Origin of the sequence: Serratia sp. CC22-02 (assembly GCF_900182895.1) — a bacterium.
Lineage (GTDB): Bacteria > Pseudomonadota > Gammaproteobacteria > Enterobacterales > Enterobacteriaceae > Serratia > Serratia nevei.
Genome location: NZ_FXUD01000002.1, coordinates 790,747 through 816,361 on the forward strand (window position 1 = coordinate 790,747; position 25,615 = coordinate 816,361).

Below are 25,615 nucleotides of genomic sequence, written 5' to 3' on the forward strand. Positions count from 1 at the left end.
CGGTTAACCCATTTTTAACATCGAAGAAATAGGGGCGGCGCTGAAGATATGGCCTTCCTTATGGCATGAATTGGAAATAAAAATCAATACTTCAATAAGTTAGTTGCATCGCGTTTTTCGATGTTTACATGCAAAAGCGGGAATGGTAGCCGGGGTGGCCAACGGGGTAGTCTGCGAATGTTGCTCAAATGTTTCAATTCATCGCAGATAAAGACAAGGAAACGCTATGCTGAACCAACCCCAAAGCGGTAACGACATGCCGCGCTTTGCCGGTATTCCCACCATGATGCGCCTGCCCGCGGCCGACCAGGCGCACGGTCTGGATGCCGCCTTTGTCGGCATTCCGCTGGATATCGGCACCTCCAACCGCAGCGGCACCCGCTATGGCCCGCGCCAGATCCGCCAGGAGTCGGTGATGATCCGCCCTTACAACATGGGCACCGGCTCCGCCCCGTTCGAACGTCTGCAGGTGGCCGATCTGGGGGATGTCGCCATCAACCCTTACAGCCTGGCGGACAGCGTGCAGCGCATCGAGGCGGCTTACCACGAGATCCTGGCGCACGGCTGCATGCCGTTGACGCTCGGCGGCGACCACACGCTGACGCTGCCGGTGCTGCGCGCCGTCGCCCGTCGGCATGGCCCGGTCGGGCTGATTCACGTCGATGCGCATTCCGACACCAACGAGGAGATGTTCGGCGAACAGCTGGCGCACGGCACCACCTTCCGCCGCGCGTTCGAGGAGGGGCTGCTGGCGCCGGAAAAGGTGGTGCAGATTGGCCTGCGCGGCAGCGGCTATGCGGCGGACGACTTCGACTGGTCACGGCGCCAGGGCTTCCGCGTGGTGCCGGCCGAGGCCTGCTGGCACCGGTCGCTGACGCCGCTGATGGCGGAGATCCGCGAACAGATGGGCGATGCGCCGGTTTACCTCAGCTTCGATATCGACGGACTGGATCCGGCCTTCGCACCGGGCACCGGCACGCCGGAAGTCGGCGGGCTGTCGGTCTGGCAGGGGCTGGAGATCGTGCGCGGCTGCCACGGGCTGAACCTGGTGGGCGGCGACGTGGTGGAGGTGTCGCCACCTTACGATCGCTCCGGCAACACGGCGCTGCTGGCCGCCAACCTGCTGTTTGAAATGTTGTGCGTGCTGCCGGCCCGCTGAGGCCGGTGCGCTGACCCTACCGGCGGAGCGGTTGCGTCGGGGCCCCTGATAACAATAACAACGGAGTGGAGGTACCCATGAATCTCGATCTGCTGGTCGTGGTGTTTTACTTTCTGGTGATAGGCGCGGTGGGGTGGATGGGCATTCGCCGCGCCAATTCCAAAGAGGCGTATCTGGTCGCCGGGCGCAATCTGGGGCCGGGGCTGTATTTGGGCACGCTGTCGGCGGTGGTGCTCGGCGGCGCGTCGACCATCGGCAGCGTCAAACTCGGCTACACCTACGGCATCTCCGGCGTCTGGCTGTGCGGTGCGCTCGGGCTGGGCATCGTGGTGCTGAGCCTGGTGCTGGCCAAGCCGCTGCTCAAGTTGAAGCTGTATACCGTCAGCCAGGTGTTGTCGCGGCGCTATCACCCGGCGGCGCGGGTCACCAGCGGCGCGATCATGCTGGCGTATGACCTGATGGTGGCGGTGACCTCGATCATCGCCATCGGCAGCGTGATGCAGGTGATGTTCGGCCTGTCGTTTAGCGCGTCTATCCTGCTCGGCGGCGGGCTGGTGGTGCTGTATTCGACGCTGGGGGGGATGTGGTCGCTGACGCTGACCGACATCATTCAGTTCATCATCATGACCGTCGGCATGATGCTGGTGCTGATGCCGATGAGCATCGTCAAGGCCGGCGGCTGGGAAGCCTTCACCAGCCTGCTGCCCGCCGGTTACTACCAACTGTCGTCGATCGGGCTGGACACCATTCTGGTGTTCTTCCTGATCTACTTCTTCGGCATTCTGATCGGCCAGGACATTTGGCAGCGGGTGTTTACCGCCCGCAGCGCCAACGTGGCGCGCTTCGCCGGGCTGGGGGCGGGCGTCTATTGCGTGCTGTACGGCGTGACCGGCGCGCTGATCGGCATGGGCGGCAAGATCGTACTGCCGTCGCTCAGCAACACCGACGGCGCCTTTGCCGCCATCGCGCAGGCGGTGTTGCCGGTCGGCGTCAGCGGGCTGGTGGCCGCCGCGGCCCTGGCAGCGCTGATGTCCACCGCCAGCGCCTGCCTGCTGGCCTCTTCCACCATCGCGCTGGAGGACGTATTGCCGGCCATCCGGCGCAAACCTTCCGGTGGGTTGGCCGCCGGGCGCTTCACCACGCTTCTCATGGGCGTGGTCATGCTGGGGCTGGCGTTTGTGGTACGCGACGTGCTGGCGGCGCTGACGCTGGCTTACAACCTGTTGGTGGGCGGCATGCTGATCCCGCTGGTGGGGGCGATCTTCTGGCCGCGCGCCACCAGCGCCGGGGCCATCGCCAGCATGCTGACCGGCAGCCTGTGCGTGGTGGGGCTGATGATCTGGCACGGCATCGACGCCAACAGCCCGATCTACGGCGGCCTGCTGGGCGGCGGCGTCGCCTTCGTGTTGGGCAGCCTGTTGAGCCGCCCGGCAGCGCAGCTGCAGCCGCAAACCGAGCGTTGAGACGAGGCTAATGATCGCGACGAGGTGGAACATGAACAATCGCAATGTGGCGTCACGCCCAAAAATTGAAGTGCGCTCGATAGACTATGTGCCCCGTCACGAGCGGCATGGCAAGGTTTGGCATCAGGCGCCGTTTTGGTTTACCGGTAATTTCGTTTTGACGACGATGGTGGTCGGTTTCACCGGCCCTGCGTTGGGGTTGGGCGCGCTTTATTCGATGCTGGCCATTGCCGCCGGCGTAGGGTTCGGCACGTTCTTCATGGCGTGTCATGCCAATCAGGGGCCGCGCATGGGGCTGCCGCAGATGATCCAGTCGCGGGCCCAATTCGGCCTGCGTGGCGCCATCGTTCCCTTTGCCGCCGTGGTGTTTGTTTACATCGGTTTTAACGTGTTCAACGTTATTCTCGCGACCGATGCGATCAACACGGTGTTGCCGGGGCACCGTCTGCCCTGGTATGCGTTGCTGATCGCGGTGGCCGTGCTGTTGGCGATCGTCGGCCACGATATGCTGCATGCGGTGCAGCGCTGGCTGACCTATGTGATGATGGCGGTGTTCGGCGTGCTGACGATCGGCGCCGCGTTGTCGCTGCGGATGGATGCCGCCGTCGGCGCCGGGCATTTCTCGTGGGCGGCCTTTTTGATTCAGCTGTCGGCCGCCGCCGGCTATCAAATCAGCTATGCGGTGTACGTCTCCGACTATTCACGCTATTTGCCGCATGAAACGCCGTCTACCAACGTGATCTTTTGGACTTATCTGGGGGCGGCCGGATCGGCGCTTTGGCTGATGTCGCTGGGCGCATTTCTGGCCTCAGCCCTACCGGCCCCCGATGCGATCGGCAGCGTACAGGCGGTGGGTAATGCCGTTTACCCGGGATTTGGCACGCTGGCCGTGCTGATCGCCGTGCCCTCGCTGGTCGGCATCATGGCGGTCAATTGTTATGGCGCGATGCTGACCAGCCTCAGCGCGATTGACGCGTTCCGTAAAGTGACGCCGACGTTGAGATTACGCATGATCGGCATTGGCGTCGTCGCCCTGACGGTGTTTGCGGTGGCGTTGGCTATCCCGGCGAGCTATCTCGCCAGCTTCAATACCTTCGTGCTGCTGATGCTGTATTTCCTGGTGCCCTGGACGGCGGTGAATCTGATGGACTTTTACGTGGTGCGCGGCGGGCATTACGCGATCGGTGAAATCTTCAACCCGGCGGGGATCTACGGCCGCTGGGGGCGCTCCGGCCTGACGGCCTACGCGATCGGCATGCTGGCGATGGTGCCGTTCATGACGTTGGGCTTTTACACCGGCCCCTTTGCTGTTTTACTGGGCGGTGCGGATATCGCTTTTCTGGTCGGCCTGCTGGTGGCCGGGAGCGTTTATGTCGTGATGTGCCGGAAGCTCGATCTTGAAGCCGAACGGCGGGTGGCGTTGTGCTGCGAGGGTTTATTGGAAGGAGAACGGGAGTGAAGGAAAAAATCAGCGTCGCATGCTGCCAGTTAGCGTTGCGGGTCGGGGAAGCGGAACACAATCGGGCGCTGTCCGCCCAGGCGATCCGCCGGGCGGCGCAGTGCGGCGCCAACGTCATCGTGCTGCCGGAGCTGGTGAACAGCGGCTACGTGCTGCGCGATAAGGCGGAGGCACGGGCGTTGGCCGAGGCCGAAGACGGGCCGAGCCTCAGCCTGTGGGGAGCCCTGGCGCGCGAGTTGGATGTGGCGATCGTCGCCGGTTTCTGCGAGCGCCTGCCCGATGGCGAGGTGGCCAACAGTGCGGCATTGATCGATGCGCAGGGGGTGAGGGCGATTTATCGCAAAGCGCACCTGTGGCACGAAGAGAGCACCATTTTTACCGCCGGCGATCGGCCACCGCCGGTCATCGAGACCCGCTTTGGCCGGTTGGCGGTGATGATCTGTTACGATCTCGAATTCCCTGAGTGGGTGCGGCTGCCGGCGCTGGCCGGCGCTCAGTTGCTGTGCGCGCCGGTCAACTGGCCGCTGGCGCCGCGCCCGCAGGGCGAACGGCCGGCGGAGATGGTGAAGGCGCAGGCCAACGCCGCCGTCAATCGGCTGTTCATCGCGGTGTGCGATCGTTGCGAAACGGAGCGCGGCGTTGCGTGGATCGGCGGATCGGCGATCGTCGACGCCGACGGTTACCCGTTGACGCAGAGCCTGGCGGGCGAAGGCATGGTGCTGGCATCGATGGATATCGGCGCGGCTGATGACAAGCGCATCGGCCGCTACAATCATGTGCATCGCGATCGGCGGCCGATGCTGTATTGAAGCGGCCGAGCGGGCTGCCCCGCAGAGGATTTTTGCCGGCGGCAACAGCCGCCGTTTTGGCGCTTACAGCCAGCCCGATTTCTTCAGCTTCTGATACAGGAAAATGCAGCCGACGGCGGTCACCCCCAGCGTGGCGTGGTAGGCCCACGGGAACTTCAGCTCCGGCATGTCGGCGAAGTTCATGCCGTACAGGCTGAAGACCACCGTCGGAATGGCCAAAATCGCGCCCCAGCCCGCCAGCCGTTTCACCACTTCGTTCTGCTTGACCGTCACCAGCGCCAGGTTGACGTGCATGGCGTTGGTCAGCATTTCACGCATGTCGTCGATATTGCTGACCACCTGATGCGCGTGATCCTGCACGTCGCGCACGTAGGCGCGCAGCTCTTTCGGGATCACCTCTTCGTGCAGGCGGATCAGCTGGTTGCAGATTTCATCCATCGGCAGCGCGGCGTTACGCAGCGCCAGCAGATGGCGGCGCAGGGTATAGACGTTCTCGATCGCCGCCTGATCGAATTCCGACTGGAACATGTTGGCTTCGATGTTCTCGATGGTGCTCTCGAAGCGCGCCACCACGCTGCGGTAGTTGTCCACCACGAAGTCCAGCACCGAATAGAGGGCGAAGCCCGGCCCGCGGCACATCTGCTTGCGGTTCTCTTCCGCCTTGGCGCGGATCGGCGCGTAGCTGGGCGAGGCGCCGTGGCGTACCGTCACCAGAAAGTTTTTGCCGACGAAGAAGTGGGTTTCACCGTATTCGATTTCGTCGTGCTCGCCCCACTGCGCGGTTTTAACCACGATGAACAGCGAATCGCCGTAGGTCTCCAGCTTCGGCCGCTGGTGCGCGCACAGCGCGTCTTCGATCGCCAGATCGTGCAGGCCGAACTCCTCCTGCACCTTGCGCATAAACGCCGGTTCCGGCTGCCGGAGCCCCAGCCAGACGAAGGTGTCCGGCTGTTTGACCACCTCGCTGATATCGTCGATGGTCACTTCGCCCAGCCGTTGGCCGGCTTTGTACGCCACACAGTTCACCACCATGCTTTTGCTGTCCATCCGTCCATCCATTAATCAGTCAGAGTTTTGGTGAGAAAATAACACTCATGTTCCACCGGATAATCTTTCAGCGTCATTTGCAGCTGATAGCCGAGTTTTTCGTAGAACGGCCGCGCCTGGAAGCTGAAGGTATCCAGGCGAGCGTAGCGGCAGCCGCGCGCCTGCGCCTCGCGTTCGGCGGCGCGCATCAACCGGCCGCCGAGGCCGCTGCCGCGTTGGGAGTCCGCCACCCACAGCCACTCGACGCTCAGCCAGTTGCCCCAGGTTTCGGCGGTCAGCCCGCCGATCACCGTGCCGGCCTCGTCGCGCGCATAGACGCTGAGCGGCTTGCGGTGACGGGCGTCGATATGCGGCAGGTTGTAAGCGCGCAGGCCTTGCCTGATCGCATCGAGGGTGTGTTCGTCAATCGCGTCGGTAACGGTAATGTCCATGATTCCTCCTGGGTGATGCGTTAACTTAAGCACACTGCGGCCAAAAGGCAACCTGTTGAAATGTAATGCAAACGACCGAGCCCGCTGAGTGGGCTACACTAAACGGGTCATTTCACCCCCAGGAGGATGCCATGCCCCGATTGACTTTGCTGGCCGGTTTGCTGCTGTGCAGCGGCCTGCTGCACGCCGCGCCGACGGTCAGCCAACTGCAGGACGGTCTGGAACACCCGTGGTCGCTGGCCTTCTTGCCGGCGGAACAAGGCCTGCTTATCACCGAGCGGCCCGGCCGGCTGCGGCTGTGGCAGCAGGGCAAAGGCCTGTCGCCGCCGATCGCCGGCGTGCCGCAGGTTTACGCCGAGGGGCAGGGCGGCCTGCTGGAGGTGTTGCCGGCCCCCGACTTCGCCGCCAGCCGCCGGGTGTACCTCAGCTTCGCCGAGCCGGGCGAGGGCGGCAAAGCCGGCACGGCGGTCGGCTACGGCCGTTTGAGCGAAGACGGCGCGCGGCTGGAAAACTTCAAGGTGATCTTCCGCCAGTTGCCCAAGCTGTCGGTCGGCAATCACTTCGGCGGCAAGCTGGCGTTCGACCGGCAGGGCTACCTGTTTATCGCGCTGGGCGAAAACAACCAGCGGCCGACGGCGCAGGAGACCGACAAGCTGCAGGGCAAGCTGGTGCGGCTGACCGCCGAAGGCGCAGTGCCGCCGGACAACCCCTGGGTCGGCCAGGCCGGCAAACGGCCGGAAGTTTGGTCCTACGGCCACCGCAATCCGCAAGGGCTGGCGCTGAACCCGTGGAGCGGCGCGATCTGGGAGCACGAGCACGGCCCGCGCGGCGGCGATGAGCTCAACCTCCCGCAGCCGGGTAAAAACTACGGCTGGCCGCTGGCCACCTACGGCATCAATTATTCCGGCCAGCCGATCCCGGAGGCCAGGGGGGAACGGGTGCCCGGCACCGAACAGCCACTGCACTATTGGCGGGTTTCGCCCGGCCTCAGCGGCATGGCGTTTTATGACGGGCAGCGCTTCCCCGCCTGGCGGCACTCGCTGTTCATCGGCGCGCTGGCGCAAAAGGAACTGATTCGCCTGACGCTGGAAGGCGACAAGGTGGTGGCGGAAGAGCGGTTGCTGGGCGATCGCGGCGAGCGCATTCGCGAGGTACGCAGCGGGCCGGATGGCTACCTGTATCTGCTGACGGACGAGCAGGACGGCAAGCTGCTGAAAGTCGGGGCGTCGTAACGCCCCGCAGCGATCAGGTGAGTTCGCTCATCACGCCGCGCTGGTAGGCGGGGCGAGTGCGCAGCTGCTGATACCAGCGCTCCATGTTCGGCCGCGAACGGCGGGCGATCGGCATCTCGAACCAGGCGTAGGCGAAGCTGCCGAGCGGAATATCGCCAAAGCCGAACGCGTCGCCGGAGAGGTAAGGCTGATGTGCCAGCGCCTGTTCAATGACGTCGAAGTGTTTTTCCAGCGTGGCGATCGCCGCTTCGATTTTCGCCATGTCGCGCAATTCCGGCGCGGTGCGTATCAGGCCCCAAAAGACGATGGTGAAGGCCGGGACGATAGTCGAGGTAGTCCAGTCCATCCACTTCTCGGCGGCGGCGCGTGCCTGCAGATCTTGCGGATAGAACGTCGCGTCGCCGAATTTCGCCGCCAGGTAGCGCACGATGGTGTTGGACTCCCACAGCACGAAGTCATCGTCCTGCAGCAGCGGCACCAGGCCGTTCGGGTTCAGCGCGCGGTAACTCTCTTCGTTCACCTTGCCGAACGCGCCGCCGGCGTTGATGTGGGTATAGCTCAGCCCCAGTTCGGCGGCGCACCACAGCACCTTCCTGACGTTGTTTGAATTCTCACGACCCCAAATGGTCAGCATGGGATAACTCCGTTAGCGGATTAAAGACCCTTAATACCTACGCCACAATGCGCTTTTTGTCACACCACAGGGCACTTTTTGCCTGCCGATCAGCGCTCCCAGCGGCATACTTCCCAGCCGTGCTCCGCCGCCAGCGCGCTCAACTCGCTGTCGGGGTTGATCACCGTAGCGCTGTCGACGAATTGCAGCATCGCCTTATCGTTGAGAGAGTCGCTGTAGCCGTGGCTGTGTTCGAATTTCAGGTGCGGATGCTGCGCCAGCCAGTGTTGCAGGCGGATCACCTTACCCTGTTGGTAGGTCATGGTGCCGTAGGTGTTGCCGGTGAAGCGGCCGTCGCTGATTTCCACGCCGATCGCCAGCGCATCGTCGGCGCCGAGCTGTTCGGCGATCGGCGCCACCAGGTGCTCGCCGGTGGCGGAGATCACCAGGATGCAGTCGCCGCGCTCGCGGTGCCATTGCAGGCGTTCACGGGCGGCGGGGTAGACGCGCGGCAGGATATCGCGGCGAATGTAGCGTTGCACCCAGCCGGCCACGGTTTGCACGCTCAGGCCGGTCAGCGGCGCCAGCGTAGCCTGCATATAGTCCTCCATCGACAGCTTGCCCTGATAATAGAGCTGCATCAGCTGCTGCTCCTGCAGTTCCAGCTCCGCCGGCGCGAAGCCCTGGCCGACCAGCCAGCGGATCCACAGGCTGGCGCTGTCATCGTCAATCAGGGTTTCATCCAGGTCGAATAAGGCTAAATCCATCAGTATTTCTCCGGCAGGCAGGGTATGAGGTCGTTTACAGGATAGCGGATAGCGCCCATCGCCAGCCAGCGGCGTCGGCGAAATTGCGCAGAGCATAAGAAACATTGATGACGGTTTTGCGACAGTTTGTTGAACGTTTGCATAACTTAGAACGCAACAATATTGGCCGCCCCGGCGAGCGCGGTGATAACTATGGAGCAAATGCAGCTACCCGCTGGAGAGAGAATGTTGATTATTCGCCTGTATGGCAGCCCGATCGTGATTGGGGAAGAAGAGGAACCGCATGATGACGCACCTGACGACGCTGAAGACGCTGCCGCTGCTGGATCTTTCGCAGCTTGACGGCGATGCGCGCCGGCGGCGCGCCTTTCTTGACGATTTGCGCGCGGCGGCCCGCGACGTCGGTTTTTTCTATCTGCGCGGGCACGGCGTGGACAGTGCGCTGAATGCGCGGCTGCAGCAGGGCGCGCGGCAATTTTTCGCGCTGCCGGAAGCCGACAAATTGGCGGTGCAGATGGTGCATTCGCCGCACTTTCGTGGTTACAACCGGGCGGCGGCGGAGCTGACGCGTGGCCAGCCTGACTGGCGTGAGCAGTTCGATATCGGTGCCGAACGCCCGGCGCTGACGCTGTCTGACGACACCCCGCGCTGGGCGCGTCTGCAGGGACCAAACCAGTGGCCGGCGGCGCTGCCGACGCTGAAACCGCTGCTGCTGCAGTGGCAACAGGCGATGACCGCCATGTCGCTGCGGCTGCTGCGCGCTTTCGCTTTGGCGCTGTCGCTGCCGGAGCAGGCTTTCGATCGCTTGTACGGCGAGAAGCCCAACGAACACATCAAACTGATTCGCTACCCGGGGCGGGACGCTACCGGCAGCGCACAGGGCGTCGGCGCGCACAAGGACTCCGGCTTTCTCAGCTTCCTGCTGCAGGACGCGCAAAAAGGGCTGCAGGTGGAGGTGAGCGAAGGGCGGTGGATTGATGCCCAGCCGCGTGAGGACACCTTCGTGGTGAACATCGGCGAGCTGCTGGAGCTGGCGACCAACGGCTACCTGCGCGCCACGGTGCACCGGGTGGAAACGCCGCCGGCGGGGCGCGACAGGCTGTCGATCGCCTTCTTCCTCGGCGCGCGATTGGACGCGGTGGTGCCGTTGTATCAACTGCCGCCGTCGCTGGCGGCGCAGGCGCGCGGCCCGGCCAGCGATCCGCTCAATCCGCTGCTGCGCGACGTGGGGTATAACTACCTGAAAGGCCGCATCCGTTCCCACCCCGATGTGGCACAGCGCTTTTATCGGGACGTCATCGGCGTCTGAACATCAGGCACAAAAAAGCCCGGCGCGCCGGCCGGGCTGATGGCGATTGATTCGGGCGATTATTCCGCCAGCGCCTGCTGCAGATCGGCGATCAGATCTTCCACATCTTCAATCCCCACCGACAGGCGCACCAGCTGCGGCGTGATGCCGGTTGCCAGGCGCTGTTCCAGCGGAATGGAGGCGTGCGTCATGCTGAACGGCTGGCTGATCAGGCTTTCCACGCCGCCCAGGCTTTCCGCCAGAGTGAACAGGCGCGAGCGCTGGATGACCCGGCGCGCATAGGCGTCGTCGCCTTTCAGCCGTACCGAAATCATGCCGCCGAAGCGCGTCATCTGGCGTGCCGCCAGCTCATGCTGCGGATGGCTCGGCAGGCCGGGATAGTAGACGTTTTCCACCTGCGGCTGGCTTTCCAGCCACTGGGCGATGCGCAGCGCGCTGTCGCTGTGGCGCTGCATGCGCAGGGCCAGGGTGCGGATGCCGCGCAGCGTCAGGAAGCTGCTGAACGGATCGAGAATGCCGCCGACCGCGTTTTGCAGGAAACCGAGCTGTTCCGCCAGCGCCGGGTTATCCCCCACCGCTGCGACGCCGGCCACCACGTCGGAGTGGCCATTGAGGTATTTGGTGGCGGAGTGCACCACCACGTCAAAGCCCAGATCCAGCGGACGCTGCAGATACGGCGAAGCGAAGGTGTTGTCCGCCACGCTGATAAGACCATGCTTTTTGGCGATCGCGGCGATGGCGCTCAGATCCGCCAGCTTCAGCAAGGGGTTGGTCGGGGTTTCCACCCAGATCATTTTGGTATCCGGCTCGATAGCCTGTTCCAGCCCGGCGAGATCCGCCGGTGACACGTAGGTGACGCGCAGGCCGGCGGTGCGGCTGCGCACCTTTTCCAGCAGGCGATAGGTGCCGCCGTACAGATCGTCTACCGCTACCAGGTGGCTGTCCTTATCGAGCAGCTCCAGCACCGTGGAGCAGGCCGCCAGGCCGGAGGCGAAGGCGTAGCCGCGGCTACCGCCTTCCAGTTCGGCGATGGCACTTTCCAGCGCGGTGCGCGTCGGGTTGGCGCTGCGGGAGTATTCGTAGCCGGTATGCTCGCCCGGCGCCGGTTGGGCGTAGGTGGAGGTGGCGTAAATCGCCGGCATCACGGCGCCGGTGGCGTCCGGGGTGTAACCGGCGTGAACGGTCAACGTATCAAACTTGGCCATAATGGGTCCTTATTAACGTAATTTTTGGCGCCAGGCGTTAAGCACGTCTGTGCGGGTAATCAGGCCGAGGAAGCGCTCGCCGTCGAGCACCACCGCGACGTGGCCATGGTTGAAGGTGGCCTGCAATTCTTCGTAGCCGGCTTCTTTTTGCAGCGTATGGACCCGCTTGGTCATTGCGCTACTGGCCGGCAGGCTGAAGTGGGCGGCGTCGGCCTGGACGGCGTTCAGCAGATCCCACTCATCGATCAGGCCGACCACCCGATCGCCTTCCAGCACCGGCAGCTGCGAGATGTCGTACAGCCGCATGCGGGCGTGCACAATCGCCAACGTGTCGTCCGGCGCGGCAGAAACGGCCGCGCCTTCGTCGTGGCGGTAGGCGATCAGATCGCGCAGATCGCCGTGCTGCGGTTTGCTCAGCAGGCCCTGTTCCAGCATCCAGTGGTCGTTATACATTTTAGACAGGTATTTGTTGCCGCTGTCGCAGACAAAGGTCACTACCCGCTTGGGTTCGGTCTGTGCGCGGCAGTAACGCAGCGCGGCGGCCAGCAGGGTGCCGGTGGACGATCCCGCCAGCACGCCTTCCTTGCGCAGCAGATCGCGCGCGGTGGTGAAGGCTTCGGCGTCGCCGATGCGGTAAGCGTGGCGGACCTGGTCAAAGTCGCTGAGCGGCGGGACGAAGTCTTCACCGATGCCTTCCACCAGCCAACTGCCCGCTTCGCCGATGCGGCCGTTGTCGAGATAGTCCGCCAGTATTGAACCCGCAGGGTCGGCCAGCACGAATTCCGTCTGCGGCGAAACGTCGGCGAAATAGCGGCTCAGCCCGCCCAGCGTGCCGCCGGAGCCGACGCCAACCACGATAGCGTCCACGTCATGCTCCATTTGCCGCCACAGTTCGGGGGCGGTGGTGGTGGTATGGGCCGCCGGGTTGGCCGGGTTGTTGAACTGATCGATATAAAAGGCGCCGGGGATCTCCCCGGCCAGGCGTTTGGCGTAATCCTGATAGTAGGCCGGATGCCCCTTGCCGACGTCCGAGCGGGTCAGCTGCACTTCCACGCCCAGCGCGCGTAGGTGGAAGATCTTCTCGCGGCTCATCTTGTCCGGCACCACCAGCAGCAGCTTATAGCCTTTCAGCGCCGCCACCAGCGCCAGTCCCAGGCCGGTATTGCCGGCGGTGGCTTCGATGATGGTGCCGCCCGGCTGCAGCTTGCCGTCGCGCTCGGCCTGCTCGATCATCGACAGCGCCACGCGGTCTTTGATCGAACCGCCGGGGTTTTGATTCTCCAGTTTGACGAACAGCCGGCACGGGCCGGTATCGAACTGGGTCAGTTCCAGCATCGGGGTATTGCCAATCATCTCGATGACGGAATGGGGGATCGCCATGACTCATCTCCAGGATTATTCGGTATAAAAGTCGTTATATGGATGATAGCGCTGAGGATAAGCGCTTTAAAAAGAACAAATAACGGTTCTATATGCCATTATGGAATATATTAATCTTTTTTAGACGTATAGAAGCGCAGATGTTTAGCGGTGCAGATGCTTGGCCGTGTAGCCGTGGATGGATGCAAAAATGCGCGCCGCGATGTTTTTTTGAACGATAAGCGGGGGCCTGCGTACAGTTATGTAAAAATGCTGAAAATTCACGCTAAACCCTGCAAAAATAAGATAAATCACATAAACTCACAGCAAGGGCATTTTCGGTGCGTTGCGTTACCCGCTATGGGCGCCGCAGGGGGTTGCGGCCGGCACGCGCGCACCGGGCCACTCTCGCTGGTTGGCTTAAAACGTGAACATGTTTGAAAGTTAACGCTATTTCAATGGTTTGAATGGACACTCTGGCGACGTCATGATGAAAAAAAACTTATCCACTTCCCTGAAAAAACTGACCTTCAGCGTAGGCATCCTGTTGCTGGCCGCCCCGGCCGTGCACGCGGCCGAGCCGCCGGCGCCGCCGCAGGTAGACGCCAAGGCCTACATTCTGATGGATTACAACAGCGGCAAGGTGCTGACCGAAGGCAATGCCGACACCCGTCTCGATCCCGCCAGCCTAACCAAGATCATGTCCAGCTACGTGATCGGCCAGGCGATCAAGGCCGGCAAGATCAAGCCGGAAGACCTGGTCACCGTCGGCAAAGACGCCTGGGCTCCCGGTAACCCGGCGCTGCGCGGTTCTTCGCTGATGTTCATCAAGCCGGGCGATCAGGTGCCGGTACTGGAGCTGAATAAGGGCATCGTGATCCAGTCGGGCAACGACGCCAGCATCGCGCTGGCGGACTACGTGGCGGGCAGCCAGGATTCGTTCGTCGGCCTGATGAACAACTACGCCAAATCCCTGGGGCTGCAGAATACCCACTTCCTGACGGTGCACGGTCTGGATGCGGAAGGGCAGTACAGCACGGCGCGCGACATGGCGCTGCTGAGCCAGGCGCTGATCCGCGACGTGCCGGACGAATACGCGCTGCATAAAGAAAAAGAGTTCACCTTTAACAAGATCCGCCAGATTAACCGCAACCGCCTGCTGTGGAGCAGCAACCTGAACGTCGACGGCATCAAAACCGGTTACACCAGCGGCGCCGGCCATAACCTGGTGGCGTCGGCCACCGACGGCCCGATGCGTCTGATCTCGGTGGTGCTGGGCGCGCCGAGCGATCGCGTGCGCTTTAGCGAAAGCGAAAAGCTGCTGACCTGGGGATTCCGCTTCTATGAAACCGCGACGCCGATCAAGGCCGATAAGCCGTTCGTCACCCAGAAAGTGTGGTTCGGCGACGTCAGCGAAGTGCCGCTCGGCGTAGCGAAAGACGCCTCGGTCACCATTCCGAAAGGGCAGATGAAAAACCTGAAGGCCAGCTACAAGCTGACCCAGCCGACGCTGGAAGCACCGCTGGCGAAAAACCAGGTGGTCGGCACCATCGATTTCCAGCTGGACGGCAAGACCATCGAACAGCATCCGCTGGTGGTGATGCAAGAGGTGAAAGAGGGCAACTTCTTCAGCCGCATCTGGGATATGGTGATGATGAAGCTGAGCCAGTGGTTCGGCGGGATCTTCGGCTAAATACCCTGATGTGGGGCGCGCGCCCCGGGCGCAAGATTCTCGACCAAGCCGCAACGGAGACGTTGCGGCTTTTTTTTTCGCGAGTTCCTGGGTCGCGGTGATTAAAAGTAGTCCACCAGCATGGTGGCGCCGCTGGTGAAATCGCCTTCCGCCAGGGTGACGGCGCTGTTTTTCACCGGCACTGCATCAAGCGTCGGCGGATTGGCGTAATCGATGTTCAGCGGCGTATTGATGGCGAAGGCCTTACCGTTGGCCAACAGCTTGATGCCCAATCCATTGACGCTGCTGGTTAACACGCTGCCGTCGAAGGCCGCCGCGCCGCCCATGATCTTCATTTTCAGCTGGCGGCTGTTATCCAGAAACTCGCATTTGATGCTGTAATCGATGCGTTGCATATAGCGATTGCCGTCGATGCGCTTGATGCCGACCTTGCCGAAGTCGATATCGATGGTGCGCCCGTCATTGATCACGCAAGGCGGAGGCGCCACCACGGTGGCGGTGATGTTGACCTTGGTGCCCTGGTCGGCGGCCTGGGTGGTGGCGCTGATCAGGCTCAGCGACCACAGCAGAGCGCAGCGCGTTTTTTTCGTCATGTTCATTCTGGCTCCCGTTTCAAGGTGCGCTGAAGATCAGCGTGGCCGAGCCTGACAGCGGGCCGGTGGCGATGCTGGTGTAAGGCACATTGTTCTTCACCGGCACAAAGGTTACGGTGTCGTTGCCCAGCCCGTTGACGATGCGCGTTCTGAAGGCATTGTTGGGCTTTACCACCGCGCCGTTGTACACCATGGCCACGCCGACGTTAGGGTTGCTGGTTTTGATAAAATCGCTGGAGAAGCCACTGGCGTCGCTGACCATGCGGATCAGAATATCCTGCGTCGCGCTCTGGTCGTCACACTGGTAGCTGAGCGCCTTGTCCTGTTTGATTTGGGCGTCGCTGGCGCTTTGAGTCAGAAAGTCCTGGCGGATCTGGCCAAAGTCGACATTGATTTGCTGGCCGTTGTTGATGGTGCAACTGGTGGTGACGAAGTAGGCGTCGTTGTCGGCGATCAGGCGCCAGCGATAAACGCCGCACTGCGGGCAACCCGGCTGATCGTTGGTCTGAATAAAGTTTATTTGGCCGATGACGTCGCCCTTGTTCACCTTGATGTCCGGCGTTGGGAAACGGTTCAACACGATATAGACCCGGATGGCGACCGACTGGGTCTGTAACCCGGTAAGGCTGAGTACGCTGATACCTGATGGCACCGGAGAGTTGTAATCGCTGCCGTTGATGGTGGTACCGCTGCCGATGGTGCCAAAAATCGCACTGTTCATCGACAGCGCCGGGCTGTCGGTTTTGAGATAGTCATACCAGCTCGCGACGTCGTTTTTACAGGTGACCTGGCTGACGTTGACGATTTCGTTTTTGCCATAAGAAAGCTGTGGCCCGATGCGTACCCGGACGTCAACCGGCGTGGTCGAGCCCCCGGGTGGAATCAGTCCGCCATCGGACGTGCGGCAGGTAAATGCGTTGGCATTGCCAAGCAGCATGAAGAAAGATAATGCCAGGCAGCAACGTAAAAATAGCAGGGCTGTTTTTCTCACGATAATATCCCAATATATATAAATAGTGTGCGGCATTACTCCGCAATGAAATATCGCCAATCAGGCCGGTTGGCCATATTTATTCCGTTAAAGGGGAGTGAGGGCATCTCTGTTGGGGATGCCGTCGTTATCACCGTTCAGCAACGCGGTGGGATACCACCTCAACGAGTTGTTGATAGAGCCGTCCGTCACAATCACTTTTTGCCGGGCGACAAGATCCAACAACAGCCGCCGAGCCCGGTAAACACCGACGTTGACGGCATTGGCCAGTTGCCGCGTCGATAGCCATTGCTGCGGCGGCGGCAGACCGGCGACGGGGCACTTGCGGGGTGACTGCGCAAATAATGTTTGCAGCAGATCGTGCTGCAATTGCCGTATTTCCTTTTGTTTCGGAGATAACGCTTCCATAGCACTTCCTCTGTATTCCGATTGCCGTATTCCTAAGAAAAAACAAACTTTCGCTGCCTACCAACAACGAGGTAAAACGCGAACAAAGAAAAATCCTATCTATTTATCAGGATTGAAAAAAAAGGCGTTGCCCGCCCCGTTTTTACCTATACCAAGGCAGGGGTGGCGTCACGCTGAAACCTAAAATTTTGGTTTATTATATTCACAAAGTGCCACTTTGCGATCTGATTACTTGGGAATCACAGAAAAACAGGATATTGCTCTATAAAAGCATCTTTTACGATCTATGAGCCTAAAAATAACAGTAAATTAACTTCAATTAGGAAATAAATTGCGAATGTTCGCCTTGATCAAAAAAAGCCTTTTTTTGCTTGGAGGCATTTGCCAGAATATTCATCGCCGAACAAGAAGGGCGGATTAGAAAGTATTGGTCTCTGCTTGTTGTGATTTTGTTTATTTTTATATGACGAATTCATTAATGGGTGGGCCGCTGCGAACTTGCCGTAATCGACATGTTTATTGTCGGTGCCTTTGGGTTTTGGCAGTTAACCAACCAGCAAGATGCTAAAGAATCAGGGCTGCGCATATATAAGCGCGAGCGGGTTTCCTGTTGCTCTTTTTCTTGATTGGAATATGCATTTTTTCTTATAAGGAATATAGGTTCTATGAAACTTAACAAAATCATGATGGCTGCAGTGATTGCATTTGGCGCAAGTTCTTTTGCACAGGCAGCCGATCAGGGACACGGTAAGGTCACCTTCACGGGCTCTATTATTGATGCGCCATGCTCTATTGCACCCGAGTCGATCGATCAGACCGTAGATCTGGGCCAGGTTTCCAACGTGGCGTTGAAAAACGGCGGCAAATCCAACCCGCGTCCGTTTGAAATCAAACTGGAGCAGTGTGATATCACCACGCTGAAAACCGTTAAAACCACCTTCAGCGGCGTAGCGTCGTCCACCGACAAGGATCTGTTGGGTATCGCGGGTACCGCCAGCGGCGCCGGCGTAGCCATCTCTTACAATGGTCAGCCGATCAAACTGGGTGAAGCGACTACCGCGCAGACCCTGAACACCGGCAACAACACTCTGCATTTCGCCGCCTACCTGCAGGGTGAAGGCGCTTCCGCCGCCATCGTTCCGGGCGATTTCACTGCCGTAGCCGATTTCACCCTGGCTTATCAGTAAGTGAGTCCGAAGGCTTAATCAACCAGGCATGGGGTTCGCCGCATGCCTGGTGAATCTCCCTGTCAAAGGAATGTCGCGATGTTTTTACCAAGGAATCGAGCGGGTGCCGTTCTTTTGGCGTCGTTGGCGTTTGCGCCCGGCTATGCAATTTCCGCCGCGCAGGGGTGGGGCAAAGTCAACATGCACGGCGCCATTATCGACACCGCCTGCGCCATTGCTGCCGGCAGCCGCGATCAGACGATCGATATGGACACTATTCCTCTCGGACAGATCATTCGTGACGGCCAGGGGATGACCAAACCTTTCAGTATCGAATTGGTCAATTGCATTTTGGAACGGCCGGAAAACAAGCCTGACTGGAAATTCTTTCAGGTCACGTTTGATGGTTATGCGGAAGGTGCTCTGTTTGGCGTACAGGGCGATGCGCGCGGCGTTGCCTTGGAGATAAAAGACAGCAGCGGCACGGCGGTTATTCCAGGGAAACCTTTGCCGATGGAGGGAATAATACCGGGAAACCGAGTGCTGAATTATTCCATGACGTTGATGCCGAATCACCAGCCGTTGAAGGTGGGAGCGTATTTTTCCACAGTGCGTTTTAAGCTGGATTATTTTTGATTTTTTCTCGTACTGACGGTTAATTCGTTATTGAAAGGACTTTATTATGCTTTCACCGGCAGGGAAGTTATTTCGTCTTCAGGCCTTGGGGCTTTGCGTTGCCCTTTCTCTGGGAAATCCAATCGCGTTGGTCTATGCCGCCGACGTGATTCAATTCAATACCGACGTATTGGACATCAACGATCGTAAAAATATCGATCTGAGCCAATTTACGCGCAGCGGCTACATCATGCCGGGCGTTTATACCATGGTGGTGCACGTCAATAAGAACGATCTGCCGGAACAGCCGGTAACGTTTATGGCGCCCGAGAACGATCCAAAAGGCAGCGAAGCCTGTCTTTCGCCGGAATTGGTCAACCAACTGGGGCTGAAAGAAAAACTGTTAAGCACGCTGAATTGGACGCACGGCGGCCGTTGCCTTGACGCTTCCAGTCTGGCGGGGATGGAAGCCCGCGGCGATCTTGCCAGCTCCTCACTGTATCTGAACATTCCTCAGGCCTATCTGGAATACAGCTCGGAAAACTGGGACCCGCCTTCGCGCTGGGATGACGGTATTCCCGGGCTGCTGTTTGACTATAACGTCAACGCCCAAACGCAAAAGCATCAGAAAGGCGGCAGCAGTTACAGCCTGAGCGGCAACGGTACCGGTGGCGCCAACCTGGGCGCCTGGCGTCTGCGCGCCGACTGGCAGGCCAACCTCAACCATCAGACCGGTTCTTCTCAGTCGACCGATAAACAGTTCGACTGGAGCCGCTATTACGCCTACCGGGCGATCCCGGCGCTGCGTTCGCGGCTGACGATGGGTGAGGATTACCTGAACTCCGACATTTTCGACAGCCTGCGCTTTACCGGCGTCAGTCTGCGATCCGACGACAGCATGTTGCCGCCCAACCTGCGCGGCTATGCGCCGGAAGTGACCGGCGTGGCGAAAACCAACGCCAAGGTGGTGGTCAGCCAGCAGGGGCGCGTGCTGTATGAAACGCAGGTAGCGGCGGGGCCGTTCCGCATTCAGGACATCAACGATGCGGTTTCCGGCGAGCTGGACGTGCGCGTCGAAGAGCAAGACGGCAGCGTGCAGGAGTTCAAGATGAACACCGCCAACATTCCTTATCTGACGCGGCCGGGTACGGTGCGTTACAAGCTGGCGACGGGCAAACCGTCAGAGTGGGGGCACCATCTGCGCGGGCCGATGTTCGGCACCGGCGAGTTCTCCTGGGGGATCAGCAACGGCTGGTCGCTGTACGGCGGGGGCATCGCCGGCGGCGATTACAACGCGCTGTCGCTGGGGATCGGGCGCGATCTGATGGCGCTGGGGGCGCTGTCGTTCGATGCCACGCAGTCGCGTGCGCGTTTGCCGCAGGATGGCACGCTGACCGGCGGTTCGTACCGGCTGAGCTATTCGAAGAACTTCGATGAATACGACAGCCAGGTCACCTTTGCCGGTTACCGCTTCTCCCAGGAAGATTTCATGAGCATGGGGGACTACCTGGATGCGCGTTACGAAGGGGGGCGCAGCGGCAAGAGCAAGGAGATGTACACCATCACCTTCAACAAGCAGTTCCGCGAACTGGGGCTGAGCACCTATCTCAACTACAGCCACCAAACCTACTGGGATCGGGCGCCGAACGATCGTTACAACCTGATGGTATCGCGCTACTTCGACATCGGCGATTTCAAGAACGTCAGCGTGTCGCTGTCGGCCTATCGCAACCGTTATAACGAGCGCAACGACGACGGGATGTATCTGTCGCTGTCGCTGCCCTGGGGCAGTGCAGGCACGCTCAGTTACAACATGACGCTCGATCGCGAAGAGAACGCTCACCGGGTCGGGTACTACAACCGGGTCGATGAACACAACAACTATCAGATCAGCGCCGGCGCCGCACGCAGCGGAGCGACGGCCAGCGGTTATTACAGCCATCAGGGCGACATGGCGCAGATCAACGCCAACGCCAGCTACCAGGCCGGCCGCTACAGCGCCGTCGGCATCGGTGCGCAGGGCGGCCTGACGATGGCGGCGGAAGGGGCGGTGCTGCACCGCGTCAACACGCCGGGCGGGACGCGCTTGCTGCTCGATACCGAAGGCGTCGCCGGTGTGCCGGTGCGCGGCTACGGCAGTACGGTGCTGACCAACCGTTACGGCAAGGCGGTGGTGGCGGATGTAAACAGCTACTACCGCAACAAGGCCAGCATCGATCTCAACAGCCTGAGCGACAACGTCGAGGCGACGCGTTCCGTGGTGCAGGCCACGTTGACCGAGGGGGCCATCGGCTACCGCAAGTTTGAAGTGATTGCCGGTGAGAAGGCGATGGCGATCGTCAAGCTGGCGGACGGCAGCGAGCCGCCGTTTGGCGCCACGGTGCTGAATGCCCGCAAACAGGAGACCGGCATCATCAATGACGGCGGCAGCGTTTACCTGTCCGGCCTTAACCCCGGCGAGCGCATGAGCGTGCACTGGAACGGCGCGGCGCAGTGTGAAATCCAGCTGCCGTCGCCGCTGCCGGCCGAAATGTTGATGAATACGTTGCTGCTGCCTTGCCGTCCTCTTGCCGGCAACAAGCCGGCGGCTGACGCCAACTGACATACACCCGGCGGAGCCCGCTCCGCCGCTAAACCGCCGGGGCGGGCTCGTCCGCTTCCGGCCGACTGGAACCGTGAAGACATGATGAATCTGACTATGACCAGAAAGACCGTTTTCCTTGTGGGCCCGCTCGCCGCCGCGTTGACGATCGGCGCGGTCAGCCTGCCCGCTCATGCGGCCATCGCGCTGGATCGCACGCGCGTGATTTTCGACGGCGACCTGAAAACGGTCAGTCTTAACATCAGTAACCAGAACAAACAGTTGCCGTATCTGGCACAGGGATGGATCGAAGACGATCGCGGCAACAAGATCCAAAGCCCTTTCACCGTGCTGCCGCCGGTGCAGCGGGTGGAACCGGGCAAACCGAGCCAGGTGAAGATCCAGTCGCTGCCGGCGGCGCGTCAGCTGCCGCAGGATCGGGAGACGCTGTATTACTTCAACCTGCGCGAGATCCCGCCGCGCAGCAATAAGCCGAACACGCTGCAGATAGCGCTGCAGACGCGCATCAAAATGTTTTATCGCCCGGCGGCGCTCGCCCCGAAGAAGAACGCGGCGCCGTGGCAGGAGCAGCTGACGCTGACCCGGCAGGGCGACAAGTACGTGGTGAACAACCCGACCCCGTATTACGTGACGATCGTTGAGGCGAGCGCCGGTAAGGGCGGGAAAGGGGCGGCGGGCTTCGAACCGTTGATGGTGGCGCCGAAGGCCAGCGCCCCGCTGAACGTCTCCGCCGCGAGCCTCGGCAACGGTCCGTCGCTGGCATACATCAACGATTACGGTGGGCGGCCGCAGTTGAACTTCCGCTGCGCCGGCAATGCCTGCCAGGTCGTGCCGGTCGCCAAATGACGAGCCGCGCGCAGGCAGGGAAGACAGAGTGAACACAGCGGAGTGAACGAATCATGCAACGAAAGATCCCCATGCTGTTGGGAAAGGCCTATGAACGTCATCAGCGACGCACTATCGGCCTGACGGTGTTGGCCGCGCTGATGGTACCGCTGACGGCGGGCACGATGCTGATGCTGATGCCGCCGGCCCGCGCGGTGGACAACTGGGACGTGGAGGGGGCGAACGGCACGCTCCACGTCTACGGCGCGTTGACGGAAAGCGCCTGCAGTCTGGAAATGACCACCGCTCGTCAGGAGGTGTGGCTGGGGGAGACAGGAACGGCGCACTTCCAGCGCCCGGGCGATCGCGGCACGCCGGTGGCGTTTGAGCTGACGCTGAAAGACTGTCTGCGGGCACCGGCGAGCAACCGCGACGCCTGGACCGGGGTTCTGGCCTGGAGCGGCAGCCAGCCCGCGGTGTCCGTGGCGTTTGCCGCGCCGGCGGATGACGACGCGCCGGGTTTGGTCAGGGTGGCAGGCGTCACTGGCTTGGGGCTGCAGTTGGCGGATGCCAGCGGCCTGCCGGTGCGCCTCGGCGCGCGTAACAAACCGATCTTGCTGACGCCGGGGCAAAACACCCTGACGTATACGGTGACGCCGGTGCGAACCCCGGCGACGCTGAGCGCCGGCGCCTACCGTGCGGCGATCGATTTCCGCCTTTATTACGACTAATACGCCGCTTGCGTCGGACCGGCGCAAGCACAACCAAAGGGAGTGGCGACATGCGCGCGACAGAGACGAACCGGCGCCGGAGCGCGCTGTTGGGGGCAGGCATGGTCATGGCGGCCGGCATGATGGCGCCGCCGGCGACTGCGGCGGAAAACATGCGCTTTCACGGTACGCTGGTAGCCGAGCCGTGCGTCATTCAGCCGGGAGATGAGGATATCCAACTGGATTTCGGCACCATCGTCGACAAATACCTGTATCTGAACACCCGTACCCATAGCCAAAGCTTCGCGTTGCACCTGACCGAGTGCGATCTCAGCCTGGGCAATACGGTGGCCATCACGTTTACCGGCACCGAGGACGCTAAGCTGCCCGGCCTGTTGGCGCTGGATGCCGGCAGCCTGGCCTCGGGGATCGGCATCGGGCTGGAGGACAGCACCGGCAAGGCGCTGCCGCTCAATCGCGCCAGCGATAAATTCCGCCTGAATGCCGGTAACACCACGCTCACGCTGCAGGCCTATGTGCAGGGGGAGCCGGAGGCCATCCAAACGAAGTCCATCGGCCGCGGCACCTTCAGCGCGGTGGCCACTTTTACGTTGGAATATGAATAAGCGTCTACAAGGACAAAAAACGCAATGATGATAAAGCCCCTCAATCGCGCCCTGCGCATGGGTCTGCTGTGCCTGTTGGCGTTGAGCGCCGCCGCCTGTCAAAACCAAAAGTCGGGCAAGCCGGCTGTGAACACCAAAAATCAGGCTGTGCAAGCTCCGTCAGAAGAGGCTTTGCGCAAGCAGCGTGAGGCTGAGCAGCTGCAGCAGTGCCAGGAGCAACTGGGTGCATTGCACACGATCGACGAGAAACAATATCAGCGCTATAAACAGGCCTTCGACAGCCTGATGAGCGGCGCTTCGCAGTACGCCAACTTGCGCGCACGGGTAAACGGCGACACGCAGGAGACGGTGGATGCGCTGTATCGCTACAAGGTCAACTATCTGTGCGCCGGGGTGAATCAGGCGGTGTTGACCGGCTTGGCGGATCGCGGGGAGCAGGTTAAATGAGGCTGCGCCTGCTGGGCTGTGCGGCTCTGCTGTTCACCGGCGTCGCGCAGGCGGACGACGGCGTGCCGGCGCTGCTGCAGTTTGCCGAGCAGTATCAACGGCAGAACACCGGGCCGGCGAGCGAAAACGCGGCGCCCGCCGACCGCGGGGCGGGGCAAAAAAAGCGTGAGCCGGCAAAGCGTCCGTCGGATACCCACCAGCCTGGTTCCCCGGCCAAAGCTTTTACGCTGAGCCAGGAATTATTGGCGCGTGACCAACAGCTGGCGCGCCAGCGAATGGAACTGACGGTGTTGCGCCAGGAACTCGCCGCGCTGCGGGCGGAGAAAGCGGCACCACCCGTCGCGACGTTGCCCGATTCGTCAACGCTGCAGCAGTGGATCGCCGGGCTGGGCGCCGCCTGGCGCGGCTCGCCCGATGCGCAGCGCGCCGAGGCGCTGCTGCGGCAGGCGACGCAGGAAACCGCCAAAACCAAAGCGACGGCGATGCAGGCCGAACGGCGCGTCACCGAGCTGGAGTCCGCTGCGCAGGCATCGGCACAGACGCTTGCACAACGCCAGCGCGAGCACCAGGAGGAACTGCACACTCTGCGTACCGCGCTGGAGGCGAGTGAGCAGAAGCGGGCCGATGAGCAGAAAGTGACCCAGCAGGCGCGCGAAGCGCTGTTGGCGCTGCATAAGCGGCTGCAATGGGAGGTGACGCCGGAGCAGTTGAAGGATGAACGCAAGCGTTTGTCCTATGCGGCGGGCAGTGCGCTGGGGCGGGATATTCAGGGGGTAGTGACGGAGCGTCAAAGCTGGGGCGTACCGGTGGACCGCGACAGCCTGTTGGCGGGCGTCATCGATAGCGTGTCGGGGCGTTTGCAGCTGCCGCCGGATGAACTGAATACGCTGACGGCGCAGGCGGATGCCGCCGCCATGGCCGCGCGTGAGAAACGCGTTAACGAACAGCGGCGGCGTGATGAAGATTATCTGGCGCAGTTCAGTCAACAAAAGGGCGTAAAGCAGTCGGCGATGGGCTTTTGGTATCGGGTGGATTACGCCGGGGAGGGCGTGCTGGTGCCAACGGCGGTGGTCGATGTGGTCGTGAAGGAGAAATTGACCGACGGCACGGTGATCCAGGATATGGAGCTGAGCGGCAAGGTGCTGTCGCAACCGCTGTCCGAGTATCCGCCGCTGTTCAGGGAGGCGATAAGCCATCTGCATAACCACGGTTCGCTGACGATGGTCGTGCCGCCGGCGCTGGCCTACGGCGAAACCGGCTACCCGCCGAAAGTGCCACCTAACGCCACCATGATTTATGAATTACGCATCGACAACAGTCAGGCTCCGACAAAGGGGGCCCAGGCGGTTAAACGGGAAGCCGGAACGGCGGGAGGGCAGGGATGAACACCATGATAAAAATCGCGCTATTTGATGAAAACCGTTACTTCAGCGCCGGTTGGCAGGAGGCCCTGGCGCTGCATTTCAGCACTTACGGCAAGCGCACGCTGTTACTGGATACGCAGCAGGTTCACGAAGCCGATCTGGTGTTCTGCTATTTTCCTCCTGGCGTGCAAAGCTGCTTTTGTCACTTCTTTGAGGCGCAGGCCGCAGGGCGCAAAACGCTGTATTTCTCGTTGCGAACGCCGGAGGGGCGGCATAAACGCACCGTCGGCACCCGATGCTCGCTGGAGGCCGGCGTCATTTACCACGATACGCCGCTGGTATCGGCATTGTATCAGGTGAGCGCCGAACTGGAGCGGCGCAGCAAATGGCCGGGTAGGCCGGGTTGTGGCATGAACTGCGTATGTCAGCACCGAGGCCTGACGCTGCGGGAACAGGAGATCATGCGCTGCATGACGCGGGAGATGGGGGTGACGCAAATTGCGCGGATGCTGGACATCAGCGTGAAAACCGTCAGCAATCACAAGATGAGCGTTATGCGCAAGATGGGATTCCGGCGTAATGCCGAACTTTACGGTTGGCTGCGGCACAGCGCCCGTCCCGGCGCCGTGGGGGCTCGAGCCGGCATTCAGCCGGGCGTTGCGGCAGGGAAAGAGCGGCATTGAAACGGCGCCGGCCAGATCGGAACGGCCGGCGCCTTTAGT

25 protein-coding genes are annotated in these 25,615 nt (G+C 61.3%); 16 read left to right on the plus strand and 9 right to left on the minus strand.

Features of this window, described 5'->3' with window-relative positions; genetic code table 11:
- Positions 1 to 226: 226 nt before the first annotated feature.
- The 4 genes from speB to QOL81_RS10660 all read left to right on the plus strand — a co-directional run bounded on the left by speB (position 227) and on the right by QOL81_RS10660 (position 4,890).
- Positions 227 to 1,159 carry an agmatinase gene (gene speB, locus QOL81_RS10645; protein WP_033637774.1) on the plus strand — a complete coding sequence of 311 codons (933 nt, stop codon included), beginning with the start codon at positions 227 to 229 and terminating at the stop codon, positions 1,157 to 1,159.
- A 77-nt stretch (positions 1,160 to 1,236) separates the two neighbouring features.
- On the plus strand, positions 1,237 to 2,622 hold the full coding sequence (locus QOL81_RS10650; RefSeq protein WP_159317847.1) for a sodium:solute symporter family protein: 1,386 nt from the start codon (positions 1,237 to 1,239) through the stop codon (positions 2,620 to 2,622).
- A 31-nt stretch (positions 2,623 to 2,653) separates the two neighbouring features.
- Positions 2,654 to 4,081 carry a purine-cytosine permease family protein gene (locus QOL81_RS10655; RefSeq protein WP_283439814.1) on the plus strand — a complete coding sequence of 476 codons (1,428 nt, stop codon included), beginning with the start codon at positions 2,654 to 2,656 and terminating at the stop codon, positions 4,079 to 4,081.
- Entirely contained in the window at positions 4,078 to 4,890 is an 813-nt protein-coding gene (locus QOL81_RS10660; RefSeq protein WP_283439815.1) for a nitrilase-related carbon-nitrogen hydrolase, read from the plus strand. The genes QOL81_RS10655 and QOL81_RS10660 overlap by 4 nt, the downstream gene beginning before the upstream one ends.
- Positions 4,891 to 4,953: 63 nt before the next feature.
- On the opposite strand, the gene QOL81_RS10665 is transcribed toward QOL81_RS10660, so the two are convergent.
- On the minus strand, positions 4,954 to 5,937 hold the full coding sequence (locus QOL81_RS10665) for a magnesium and cobalt transport protein CorA (RefSeq protein ID WP_055312326.1): 984 nt from the start codon (positions 5,935 to 5,937) through the stop codon (positions 4,954 to 4,956).
- 11 nt (positions 5,938 to 5,948) lie between these two features.
- The gene (locus tag QOL81_RS10670; RefSeq protein WP_033654621.1) at positions 5,949 to 6,368 is read right to left on the minus strand and encodes a GNAT family N-acetyltransferase; all 420 of its coding nucleotides are present in this window, start codon (positions 6,366 to 6,368) and stop codon (positions 5,949 to 5,951) included.
- Positions 6,369 to 6,499: 131 nt separating this feature from the next.
- Here QOL81_RS10670 and QOL81_RS10675 point away from each other — a divergent pair, with 131 nt between their 5' ends.
- Positions 6,500 to 7,600 carry a PQQ-dependent sugar dehydrogenase gene (locus QOL81_RS10675; protein WP_060440324.1) on the plus strand — a complete coding sequence of 367 codons (1,101 nt, stop codon included), beginning with the start codon at positions 6,500 to 6,502 and terminating at the stop codon, positions 7,598 to 7,600.
- A gap of 13 nt (positions 7,601 to 7,613) precedes the next feature.
- On the opposite strand, the gene QOL81_RS10680 is transcribed toward QOL81_RS10675, so the two are convergent.
- Complete coding sequence (locus QOL81_RS10680; protein WP_060440323.1) at positions 7,614 to 8,234, minus strand: glutathione S-transferase family protein; 621 nt, start codon at positions 8,232 to 8,234, stop codon at positions 7,614 to 7,616.
- A gap of 89 nt (positions 8,235 to 8,323) precedes the next feature.
- Complete coding sequence (locus QOL81_RS10685) at positions 8,324 to 8,980, minus strand: HAD family hydrolase (protein WP_004938759.1); 657 nt, start codon at positions 8,978 to 8,980, stop codon at positions 8,324 to 8,326.
- A 286-nt stretch (positions 8,981 to 9,266) separates the two neighbouring features.
- Here QOL81_RS10685 and QOL81_RS10690 point away from each other — a divergent pair, with 286 nt between their 5' ends.
- Positions 9,267 to 10,289, plus strand: a complete 1,023-nt coding sequence (locus tag QOL81_RS10690; RefSeq protein ID WP_060421854.1) for an isopenicillin N synthase family dioxygenase — start codon at positions 9,267 to 9,269, stop codon at positions 10,287 to 10,289.
- Between the two features lie 59 nt (positions 10,290 to 10,348).
- Here the strand turns inward: QOL81_RS10690 and QOL81_RS10695 are convergent, their stop codons facing one another.
- Both QOL81_RS10695 and QOL81_RS10700 read right to left on the minus strand, forming a co-directional pair.
- Positions 10,349 to 11,494 (minus strand): trans-sulfuration enzyme family protein, encoded by a 1,146-nt coding sequence (locus QOL81_RS10695; RefSeq protein ID WP_197766512.1) that lies wholly within the window; start codon positions 11,492 to 11,494, stop codon positions 10,349 to 10,351.
- 12 nt (positions 11,495 to 11,506) lie between these two features.
- The gene (locus QOL81_RS10700) at positions 11,507 to 12,874 is read right to left on the minus strand and encodes a pyridoxal-phosphate dependent enzyme (protein ID WP_060421572.1); all 1,368 of its coding nucleotides are present in this window, start codon (positions 12,872 to 12,874) and stop codon (positions 11,507 to 11,509) included.
- A 466-nt stretch (positions 12,875 to 13,340) separates the two neighbouring features.
- Between QOL81_RS10700 and QOL81_RS10705 the strand changes: the two genes are divergently transcribed.
- A complete protein-coding gene (locus QOL81_RS10705; RefSeq protein WP_038881127.1) occupies positions 13,341 to 14,546 on the plus strand; it encodes a serine hydrolase in 1,206 nt (401 codons plus the stop codon).
- Between the two features lie 101 nt (positions 14,547 to 14,647).
- On the opposite strand, the gene QOL81_RS10710 is transcribed toward QOL81_RS10705, so the two are convergent.
- The 3 genes from QOL81_RS10710 to QOL81_RS10720 form a co-directional block, all read right to left on the minus strand.
- A complete protein-coding gene (locus tag QOL81_RS10710) occupies positions 14,648 to 15,139 on the minus strand; it encodes a fimbrial protein (RefSeq protein WP_225528983.1) in 492 nt (163 codons plus the stop codon).
- 19 nt (positions 15,140 to 15,158) lie between these two features.
- Entirely contained in the window at positions 15,159 to 16,076 is a 918-nt protein-coding gene (locus QOL81_RS10715) for a fimbrial protein (protein ID WP_072265445.1), read from the minus strand.
- A gap of 141 nt (positions 16,077 to 16,217) precedes the next feature.
- The gene (locus QOL81_RS10720) at positions 16,218 to 16,538 is read right to left on the minus strand and encodes a hypothetical protein (RefSeq protein WP_047728024.1); all 321 of its coding nucleotides are present in this window, start codon (positions 16,536 to 16,538) and stop codon (positions 16,218 to 16,220) included.
- Positions 16,539 to 17,203: 665 nt separating this feature from the next.
- Here QOL81_RS10720 and QOL81_RS10725 point away from each other — a divergent pair.
- From QOL81_RS10725 to QOL81_RS10765, 9 genes are all read left to right on the plus strand, one after another.
- Positions 17,204 to 17,725: a fimbrial protein gene (locus QOL81_RS10725; protein WP_025302212.1), complete on the plus strand. Its 522-nt coding sequence runs from the start codon at positions 17,204 to 17,206 to the stop codon at positions 17,723 to 17,725.
- Positions 17,726 to 17,803: 78 nt separating this feature from the next.
- Complete coding sequence (locus QOL81_RS10730) at positions 17,804 to 18,340, plus strand: fimbrial protein (RefSeq protein WP_060421578.1); 537 nt, start codon at positions 17,804 to 17,806, stop codon at positions 18,338 to 18,340.
- 46 nt (positions 18,341 to 18,386) lie between these two features.
- The gene (locus QOL81_RS10735; RefSeq protein ID WP_072265443.1) at positions 18,387 to 20,921 is read left to right on the plus strand and encodes an outer membrane usher protein; all 2,535 of its coding nucleotides are present in this window, start codon (positions 18,387 to 18,389) and stop codon (positions 20,919 to 20,921) included.
- An 81-nt stretch (positions 20,922 to 21,002) separates the two neighbouring features.
- Positions 21,003 to 21,767, plus strand: a complete 765-nt coding sequence (locus tag QOL81_RS10740; protein WP_048321394.1) for a fimbria/pilus periplasmic chaperone — start codon at positions 21,003 to 21,005, stop codon at positions 21,765 to 21,767.
- Between the two features lie 71 nt (positions 21,768 to 21,838).
- Positions 21,839 to 22,477: a fimbrial protein gene (locus tag QOL81_RS10745; RefSeq protein ID WP_063989367.1), complete on the plus strand. Its 639-nt coding sequence runs from the start codon at positions 21,839 to 21,841 to the stop codon at positions 22,475 to 22,477.
- Between the two features lie 50 nt (positions 22,478 to 22,527).
- Positions 22,528 to 23,082 (plus strand): fimbrial protein, encoded by a 555-nt coding sequence (locus tag QOL81_RS10750; protein ID WP_060421587.1) that lies wholly within the window; start codon positions 22,528 to 22,530, stop codon positions 23,080 to 23,082.
- Positions 23,083 to 23,106: 24 nt separating this feature from the next.
- Entirely contained in the window at positions 23,107 to 23,529 is a 423-nt protein-coding gene (locus tag QOL81_RS10755; RefSeq protein WP_060421591.1) for a YuaE family lipoprotein, read from the plus strand.
- Entirely contained in the window at positions 23,526 to 24,914 is a 1,389-nt protein-coding gene (locus tag QOL81_RS10760) for an FKBP-type peptidyl-prolyl cis-trans isomerase N-terminal domain-containing protein (RefSeq protein ID WP_060421594.1), read from the plus strand. Before QOL81_RS10755 ends, QOL81_RS10760 begins: the two co-directional genes overlap by 4 nt.
- Positions 24,911 to 25,576 carry a response regulator transcription factor gene (locus QOL81_RS10765; RefSeq protein WP_060421597.1) on the plus strand — a complete coding sequence of 222 codons (666 nt, stop codon included), beginning with the start codon at positions 24,911 to 24,913 and terminating at the stop codon, positions 25,574 to 25,576. The genes QOL81_RS10760 and QOL81_RS10765 overlap by 4 nt, the downstream gene beginning before the upstream one ends.
- Positions 25,577 to 25,615: the final 39 nt, after the last annotated feature.